Annotated in this window: 8 protein-coding genes; 6 read left to right on the top strand and 2 right to left on the bottom strand. The window is 74.2% G+C overall.

The genetic code is table 11. The annotated features are described in order from the left end of the window. Positions 1-241 precede the first annotated feature (241 nt). Genes ABZY91_RS40560 through ABZY91_RS40545 form a run of 4 tightly spaced genes read left to right on the top strand, consistent with a single transcriptional unit; the run spans position 242 to position 3,760 of the window. Positions 242-1,087, top strand: a complete 846-nt coding sequence (locus ABZY91_RS40560) for an ABC transporter ATP-binding protein (protein WP_355409087.1) — start codon at positions 242-244, stop codon at positions 1,085-1,087. Further along, positions 1,084-1,974: an ABC transporter permease gene (locus ABZY91_RS40555; protein ID WP_355409085.1), complete on the top strand. Its 891-nt coding sequence runs from the start codon at positions 1,084-1,086 to the stop codon at positions 1,972-1,974. Before ABZY91_RS40560 ends, ABZY91_RS40555 begins: the two co-directional genes overlap by 4 nt. Next, a complete protein-coding gene (locus ABZY91_RS40550; RefSeq protein WP_355409083.1) occupies positions 1,971-3,143 on the top strand; it encodes a sensor histidine kinase in 1,173 nt (390 codons plus the stop codon). The genes ABZY91_RS40555 and ABZY91_RS40550 overlap by 4 nt, the downstream gene beginning before the upstream one ends. Beyond that, on the top strand, positions 3,140-3,760 hold the full coding sequence (locus ABZY91_RS40545; protein ID WP_355409081.1) for a response regulator transcription factor: 621 nt from the start codon (positions 3,140-3,142) through the stop codon (positions 3,758-3,760). Before ABZY91_RS40550 ends, ABZY91_RS40545 begins: the two co-directional genes overlap by 4 nt. 52 nt (positions 3,761-3,812) lie before the next feature. On the opposite strand, the gene ABZY91_RS40540 is transcribed toward ABZY91_RS40545, so the two are convergent. Together ABZY91_RS40540 and ABZY91_RS40535 are read right to left on the bottom strand one after the other, a co-directional pair. Next, positions 3,813-5,435 carry an FAD-dependent oxidoreductase gene (locus ABZY91_RS40540; RefSeq protein WP_355409089.1) on the bottom strand — a complete coding sequence of 541 codons (1,623 nt, stop codon included), beginning with the start codon at positions 5,433-5,435 and terminating at the stop codon, positions 3,813-3,815. Between the two features lie 38 nt (positions 5,436-5,473). Further along, positions 5,474-6,298 (bottom strand): carbon-nitrogen hydrolase family protein, encoded by an 825-nt coding sequence (locus tag ABZY91_RS40535; RefSeq protein ID WP_355409079.1) that lies wholly within the window; start codon positions 6,296-6,298, stop codon positions 5,474-5,476. A gap of 151 nt (positions 6,299-6,449) precedes the next feature. Between ABZY91_RS40535 and ABZY91_RS40530 the strand changes: the two genes are divergently transcribed. Next, the gene (locus ABZY91_RS40530) at positions 6,450-6,950 is read left to right on the top strand and encodes a PH domain-containing protein (RefSeq protein WP_355409077.1); all 501 of its coding nucleotides are present in this window, start codon (positions 6,450-6,452) and stop codon (positions 6,948-6,950) included. After that, entirely contained in the window at positions 6,947-8,548 is a 1,602-nt protein-coding gene (locus ABZY91_RS40525) for a PH domain-containing protein (protein WP_355409075.1), read from the top strand. Before ABZY91_RS40530 ends, ABZY91_RS40525 begins: the two co-directional genes overlap by 4 nt. The last annotated feature ends 92 nt before the right edge of the window (positions 8,549-8,640 follow it).

The following is an 8,640-nucleotide window of genomic DNA, read 5'->3' as shown; positions in this document are numbered from 1 at the left end:
CGGCGTAGCACCCGCGTCGGGGTGCTCCGCCGGGCACCCACGAGGGGTCGACCGGCCGACGGGTGTCCACGCTCGGAGGCTAGACCCGGCGCCCACCGGGCCCAACCCCTAGCGGACCCCGGTCGGTCGGTGCCCGGACGGTCCGCGCACGACGTCCGCCGACCGGTGTCGTCCGATCGACGGACAACTGTCGGTCCACCGGCCGTCGCGGCCCACCGGCCCGGCGGCCGAAGCTGGCACGGTGACAGAAGCGGTGCAGGTACGCGGCCTACGCAAGGCCTATCAAGGGGCTCCCGCCGTCGACGGCGTGGACCTGGACATCGGGGACGGCGAGATCTTCGCGCTGCTGGGCCCCAACGGAGCGGGCAAGACGACGACCGTCGAGATCCTCGAAGGGTTCCGCAAGCGCGACGCCGGCAGCGTCCGGGTGCTCGGCGAGGACCCGGAACGCGCGCCCCGGCGCTGGCGGTACGGCATCGGACTGGTGCTGCAGAACGCCTCCGACATGGCCGACATGACCGTCACGGAGACCGTCCGCCACTTCGCCGGGTACTACCCCGCCCCCCGCCCGGTCGACGAGGTGATCGAACTCGTCGGCCTGACCGGCAAGGCCGGGAGCAAGGTGCGGACGCTCTCCGGCGGGCAACGGCGGCGGGTCGACGTCGCGATCGGCGTCGTCGGCCGGCCCCGGCTGCTGTTCCTCGACGAGCCCACGACCGGGTTCGACCCGGAGGCGCGCCGCCAGTTCTGGTCGCTGATCCGCCGGCTCTCCGAGGAGGACGGCACCACGATCCTGCTGACCACCCACTACCTGGACGAGGCCGAGGCACTCGCGCACCGGGTGGGCGTCATCGCCGCCGGCCGGATCCTCGCCGTCGACACCCCGGCCGACCTCGGCGGGCGCGCGTCGGCCGAGGCCACCGTGAGCTGGTCCGAGAACGGCGAGCCGCGTCAGCTGCGCACCGCCGGCCCCACCGCCGCCGTGGCGGACCTCTCCGCCCGGTTCGACGGCGAGGTCCCCGGACTGGTCGTCACCCGGCCTTCGCTGGAGGACGTCTACCTCGACCTGATCGGAGGCTCCCGATGACCACCGCGTCCACCGAAACCGCCGCGTCCACCGAAACCGCCGCGCCCGCCGCGTCCACCGGGCGCCCGGCCCCGGGCACCGCCCGGGAACCGTCGGTCCTCGGCCTCTGCCTGGCCCGCGGCGGGGTCGAGCTCCGCCAGTTCTTCCGCGAACGCACCGCCGTGATCTTCACGTTCGCACTTCCGGTCGTGCTGCTGACCCTGCTCGGCTCGATCTTCGACCGGCAGCTCGGTGCCTCCGGCATCCCCTCCAGCCAGCTGCTCGCCGCCGGCATGATCGCCGGCGGGATCGGCTCGACCTGCTTCGTCAACCTCGCCGTCAGCATCACCAGCGACCGCGAGGACGGCACGCTCAAGCGGCTGCGCGGCGTACCGATGCCGCCGATCGCCTACTTCGTCGGGAAGATCGTGCTGGTCCTGGTGACCGCCGTGGCCGAGATGGTGATCGTCCTGGCCGTCGGCGTGCTCTTCTACGACCTGCCGTTGCCCACCGACGTCACGCGCTGGGCGACGTTCGCCTGGGTCTTCCTGCTGGGCGTGACCGGCTGCGCGCTGCTCGGCACCGCGATGAGCAGCGTTCCGCGCTCGGTGCGCGGCGCGGCACCCATCGTCAACCTGCCGTTCCTCGTCCTGCAGTTCGTCTCGGGTATCTTCATCGTGCCGCTGACCACGCTGCCGACGGCGTTGCAGCACATCGGCGCCGTGTTCCCGCTCAAGTGGATGGCACAGGGCTTCCGCTCGGTGTTCCTCCCCGACTCGGCGGCCGGTGCGGAACCGGCCGGCGCCTGGGAGCACGGACGCATCGTCCTGGTGCTGGCGGCCTGGTGCCTCGGAGGTCTGATCCTGTGCCTGACCACGTTCCGCTGGCAGGGAAGGAAGGACGGTTGAGTCGCGCCCCCGACGAGTGGCTGCGCTGGCAGCCGGTCTGGGACGCGTACTTCGTCCTGGTCAGCGCGGCCGGTCTGGGCGGCGTCCTGCTCACCGGCGGCCCCGGCCCCGCCCGGCGGGCCGGGGCCGCCGCGCTGCTGGTCCTGCTGGTCGCCGCGCACCTGGTGCTCGGCCGGCGGCTGATCCGCACCGGCCGGGGCACCCGGCAGGCCCTGCTCTACCAGCTGGGCGTGGTCCTGGTGTTCGCCGCTGCGGTCGGACTGACGACCAGCAGCGCGCTCGTCCTGTTCGCGCTGTGCGCACCGGCGTTCATGACCACCGGCCCGGTCGCCGGCACGCTCGCCGTGCTGGCGATGAACCTGGTCTGGCTCGGGGTCGCGCTGGCCGGGGACACCTTCCCCGGCTCCGGCGGGCTGCCGGCCGTCCTCGGGACGACGGTCGCGGCGCTCTCGGTCGTCCTCGGCGTCTGGGTGAGCCAGATCATCCGGCAGAGCACCGAACGGGCCGTGCTGATCAGGGAACTGGAGGCCGCCCGGGCCGAGCTCGGCCGGGTGTCCTACGAAGCCGGACGGGCCGCCGAACGCGAGCAGGTCGCCGACGTCATCCACGACACCCTCGCCCAGGGCCTGTCCAGCACGATCATGCTGCTGCAGGCCGCCGGCTCGGCGCTGGAGGCCGACCCCGCACGGGCCCGCCACTACCTGGAGGTCGCCGAGGCCACCAGCCGCGACAACCTGGCCGACGCCCGGGCGCTGATCACCGCCCGCCCCCTGCCCGAGGCCACCTCCGCCTCCCTCGTCGACGGGCTCCGCCGCGAGGTCGACCGCCTCCGGGACGTGCACGGCATCGACGCCACCCTCCAGGTGGACGGCGCCCCCGATCCGGCGGACACCGCGCTCAACGTCGACCTGCTCCGGCACGCGCAGGAGGCGCTGAGCAACGTCCGCAAGCACGCCGCGGCCGGCCGCGTCGAGGTCGTCCTCGCCACCGACGCCGGCGGCGTCCGGCTGGAGGTGCACGACGACGGCGGCGGGTTCGCCGCCGACACCGCCACGGCCGGCCACGGCCTCCCGCTGATGCGGCGGCGGCTGCGCCAGGCCGGCGGCGAGCTGGAGGTCGACTCGGCGCCCGGCGAAGGCACCTCCCTCCGGATCCGGGTGCCCGCATGACGATCACCGTCCTGCTGGTCGACGACCACCCGGTGATCCGGGCCGGCATCCGCGCGATGCTCCACGACCAGCCCGAACTGACCATCGTCGGCGAGGCGGTGTCCGGCTCCGCCGCCCTGGCCGCCGCCCGCGAACTGACGCCCGACGTCGTCCTGATGGACCTGCGGATGCCCGACGGCGACGGGGTCGGCGCCACCGGGGCCATCCTCGCCGAGCTCCCCGCGACCCGCGTGGTGATCCTCACGACCTACCGGACCGACGGTGACATCCTCCGCGCGGTCGAGGCGGGGGCCGTCGGCTACCTGCTGAAGGACACCTCGCCGGCCGAACTCGCCCAGGCCGTCCGGGCCGCCGCACGCGGCGAGACCGTGCTCTCCCCGGCGGTCGCCGCCACGCTCCTCGGCCGGGTCCGCCAGCCCCGCACGGAGACGCTGTCCCGCCGGGAGGCCGAAGTCCTGCGCCTGGTCGCCGAAGGGCTGACCAACGCCGCCGTCGGGCGCGCCCTGCACATCACCGAGGCCACCGTGAAGACCTACGTCGTACGGATCTTCACCAAGCTGGGCGTGTCCGACCGCACCGCCGCCGTCATGGCGGCGGTGCAGGCCGGAATCCTCTGAACGGGACGGCGGACCGCCGCCCGGTGCCCTCCCGACCGGCGGACCGTCCCGTTCAGGAGGGCAGCTCGATCGGCGCGAGCGCGGGGAAGTCGTCCCCCGGGCCCGGGTTGCCGGCGGGCGTCCGGCCGCCGAGGTGGTGCAGGACGCCCCAGACGGCGTTGAGCGCGGTGGTCACCGCCCCCTCGGCGAACCCGCCGGTCCACGACACGTCGTCACCGGCGAGGAAGACCCCGCGCTGGTGCGCGGGAAGCGCGTCCTGCACGAAGTGCGTGAACAGGCGCCGCTGGTAGCGGTACTGGCCGGGCAGGTTGCTCTTGAACGCGCCCATGAAGTGCGGCTCGGTCTCCCACGTCACCGCGACCGGCGGCGCGATGATCCGGCTGCGGACGTCCACGTCCGGATAGATCCTGCGCAGGTGCCGGAGCATGACGTCCAACCGCTCGTCGGCCGACAGCGCGGCGGTCTTCAAGGAGTCGTCGTTCCAGGTGTACGACAGGCACATCACCCCCGGCGCGTCCGGGCCGTCGTCGAACAGGTAGACGCCCCGCGGCGCCCGGTCGGTGAGCGTCATCCCCATCACCGGACGCCCCGTCCGGTCGTCCACGTCCTGCCAGAACGGCCGGTCCACCAGCGCGAACAGCTTCGAGGCGCCCATGTAGTGGGTGCGCTCGACCGCGGTCCACACGTCGTTCGGGAACAGGTCCTCGGCCGTGTCGATCCCGGACAGCAGCAGCCGCACCTGCGGAGTCAGCACGGCCGCCGCGAACTCGGCGGCCCCCTCGGCCGTCTCCACCACGATCCCCCCGTCGCTCCGGGAGAGCCGGGTGACCGCGGGCCGCGGCCCGTCGGGGTGCAGATCCGCCAGCGAGGTGCCGGCCGGCCAGTACGCCGACCGGGCCGGCGCGTGCCGCCACAGCCGCAGGGGGAGCTGCTGGGCGCCGCCGGTCAGCTCCCGGTGGCCCTCGTCGGCCCCGGTGTAGACGACCCGCAGGATCTCCAGCATCGAGTTGGGGAAGTCGGTGTCCCAGCCGCCGGAACCGAAACCGACCTGACCGAAGATCTCCCGGTGCCGGAACGACGCGAACGCCGACGAGGACGCCAGGAAGCCGTAGAAGGACTGGTCGTCCAGGAGCGGCACCAGCCGGTTCCAGATCGCCTTGATCATGGCCGTGTCCCGGCGGCGGATCGCCGAGTCCATCGCGCTGAAGTCGGCGCCCTCCTCCAGCACCTTGGTCCAGGCGTCGTAGACCTCCTGGTACGCCGACGGCAGGTCCTCCGGCACCCGGGCGAAGTGCCGGTCGCCGTTCACGTCGACGACGGTGTGCGGCGTCGCCGCGGCCATCGGGTTCGGGAACGGCCGGGTCTCCAGCCCCACCAGGCCGATGTAGTGGAACAGCGTCGTGGCCGAGGCCGGGAACCGCATCGCGCCCAGCTCCGCGACCGTCCCGGGATGCCCCGGGAAACTCGCGGTCCGCATCCGGCCGCCGAGCTCCCCCGCCTCGAACACCACCGGACGCAGACCCAGACGCATCAGCTCGTACGCGGCGACCAACCCGGAGATCCCGCCGCCGACCACCGCGACCGGCGTACCCAGCCGCCCGGGCGGAACCGACCCCAGACCGTCGGCGTGACGCACCCACCGGTCGTGGGCGAAGGGGAAATCGGGGCCGAGCATGGTGACCGGCGGCGCCGACAGGTCCGCCGCGAAGGCGGTCACTGCGCAGCGCCGTACAGTTCGGGCCGCCGGTTCAGCAGGTACGGGGTGGCCCGCCGGCTCGCGTCGATCGCCGCGCGGTCCACCTCGGCGACGAACAGCGCCTCGGCGTCCCCGGGCCCCTCGGCGCGGAGCACCCCGTCCGGGCCGACCACCCGGCCGAGCCCGCAGTAGCCGTGCGGCCCCGCGCCGTACCAGTTGACGTAGGCCACGAAGAGCTGGCTCTCGAAGGCCCGCGCCGCGACCAGCGTCCGGGGGACGAACTCCCACGGGCGGACCAGCGCCGTCGGCACGACCAGCAACTCGGTGCCGGCCAGCGCGTGCGCCCGCACGGTCTCCGGGAACTCCACGTCGTAGCAGATCAGCAGACCGACCGTGAGCGAGCCCAGCTTCGCCTGGACCACCATCCGGTCACCGGGCGCGAACACCGAGCGGTCGAACTCGCCGTACAGGTGGGTCTTGCGGTACCGGGCCGCCACCGCGCCGTCGGAGCCGACGAGCTGGACGCTGTTGTAGACGCCCCCGTCGGCCAGTTCGGGCCAGCCGTACACGATCGCCAGACGGTTGCGCACGGCGATCTCGCGCACGCCGTCGGCGAGCGCCCCGTCGGCCGGCTCCGCCAGCTCCACCGTGCGGGCCAGGCCCAACTGGTAGCCGGTCGCCGACATCTCCGGCGTGACCAGCAGCTCCGCACCGCCGTCCGCCGCCGCCGCGGCGGCCCGGGCCAGCCGCTCCAGGAAGTCGTCACGGCCCGACTCCCCGCCGATCCAAGCGGGTTGCCAGCACGCGACGCGCGTCGCCTTCGCTGTTTCCGAAGAAGTCATCGTTCGTTCGTCCCGAAATTCGAGGGCGTGATGAGGTGACGGAGAACTGATATCCGGGCCCGACCCGGCCGACAACCCCTAATCGCCTCGGATACCCCAGTGCCCCCGGCGGAGGTTGTCCGTGAATTGGATCGGCCTTTAGAGTGACGAGGTGTCCCGCCGCGAAGTACCGCGCCTCCGACCCCCCCGACACCGGCTCGAACGCCGCGCCCTGGGCTGGTGGAGCGCCCAGGCCGCCCTCGTCGCACTGCCCCCCGTCCTGGTGCTGGCGCTGCTGACCGCGCTGATCCCGCCCGCCCGCACCTGGCTCGGACTCGCCCTCGCGATCGTCTCCGCCGCCGCACTCGCCTACCTGCTGGTGATGCCCGCCTGGCGGTACCGCGTCCACCGCTGGGAAGCCACCGTCGACGCGGTCTACGCGGTGTCCGGCTGGTTCTGGCAGCGGGCCCGGATCGCCCCGCTGGCCCGGATCCAGACCGTCGACACCGCCAGCGGGCCCGTCCAGCGACTGTTCGGACTGGCGGGCCTCGTGGTGACCACCGCGTCGGCCGCCGGCCCGGTCCGCATCCAGGGCCTGGACCGCCAGGTCGCCGCCGACCTGGCCGAGACCCTGGCCGCCCGCGCCCAGGCCCTGCCCGGAGACGGCCAGTGACCGCAGAGCGCTGGCAGCGGCTGGACCCGCGCATGCCGGCGACCTGCCTCACCTGGCTGGTCCCGCCGCTCTGCTCCACCCTGCTGACCCTGCTGATCACCGGCGGCACCCTCGACCTCGCCGCCGCCATCACGCTGGGCTCCATCGGCCTCACCTGCCTGATCATCGCGACACTCTTCGGCGTCCGGCTCCTGACCACCCGCTACCGGATCACCGACGAGCGCGTCGAACTGCGCAGCGGCCTGCTCTTCCGACGGCACCGCGCGGTGCCCCGCGACCGGATCCGCAGCGTCGACATCACCGCGAGCCCGCTCCACCGGCTGCTCGGACTGCGCACCGTCCGGATCAGCACCGGCACGCACGTCGCCGCCGACGACCGGCAACTCGCCCTCGACGGCGTGTCCCGGACCTCCGCCGAACACGTCCGGCGCCGACTCGCACCCGACGGGGCGACCGCGGACACCACCCTCGCCGTCCTGCGCCTGAGCTGGCTCCGGTACGCGCCGCTGACCGTCTGGGGCCTCGCCTGGATCGGATTCGTCGCCGGCGGATTCGCCCGCCTGCTCGACTCGCTGCGGATCAACCCCGCCGACGTCGGCTTCCTGCGCGCAGCCTGGACCGGACTCACCGCCCTGCCGCTCTGGGCCGCCGTCACCGTGCCGGTCCTGGCCGTCCTCCTGCTCGGCGCGCTCACCTCCCTGGTGACCTTCGTCGAGACCTGGTGGGACTACCGGCTCGACGAGGTCGACGACGGCACCCTCCGGCTGCGCCGCGGCCTGTTCAGCACCCGCTCGCTCTGGCTGGAACGCCGCCGGCTGCGCGGCATCCAGATCGCCGAGCCCCAACCCCTGCGGCTCGCCCGCGGCGCCCGGCTCAACGCGATCGCCACCGGGCTCGGCACCGCCGACGACCGGTCGACGGCCACCAAGAGCGCGCTGCTCCCGCCGACGTCACGGCAGGAGACCGACCGGGTCGCCACCGCCGTCCTCGGCGAGGACCCGGACTTCCTGGCCGCCCTGCGGCTGGCCCCGGCACCCCGGGCGGCGCTGCGCCGCCGGATCACCTGGGCCCTGGCGGCGGTCGCCCTCGTCGAGACGCCCCTGGTGGTCCTCGGCGTGCTCCTGACCGACGTGCTGCTCCACATCGCGTGGATCTCGGCCTTCGTGCTGCTGCCGTCGGCGCTGGCCGCCGCCGTCGACGCCTACCGCAGCCTCGGCTGCGGCCTGCACGGCAGGTACGTGGTCACCCGCTACGGCACCTACGCCCGGCGCACCGTCCTGCTCGACCGGTCGGGAATCCTCGGCTGGGCCGTCCACCAGTCGGCGTCCCAGCGCAGGGCCGGCCTGGCCACGCTGGTCGCGGTGGTCGCCGCCGGCCGCGGCGGCTACCGGATCCGCGACGTCGCCCTCGCCGACGGTCTCGCGCTGGTCCGCGAGGCGACGCCCGGAATCCTCGACGAGTTCCTTGAGACGGCACCTGACGGAACGCCCGGTCGGCCCGGGATCCCGGCCCCCGCCGCTGCCGGTGATGCCGCCGCCGAGGACACGCGGCACGGCGCGCTCCGGGCCCGCCCGGACGAGCGGTCCCCCTCCGCCTGAACCCGGATCCGCCACCGGGCCCTCCCGCCGCGGGGACACCGGGCACCGACCCGGCGGGCGGGCGCGCCCGCCCGCCGGCCCGCGCGTCCGCC

It is taken from the genome of Kitasatospora sp. NPDC002965, assembly GCF_040611255.1.
In the GTDB taxonomy this organism is placed as follows: domain Bacteria; phylum Actinomycetota; class Actinomycetes; order Streptomycetales; family Streptomycetaceae; genus Kitasatospora.
Note: the sequence above shows the minus strand (reverse complement) of the source record. Positions and strands in the feature narration are given on the sequence as shown.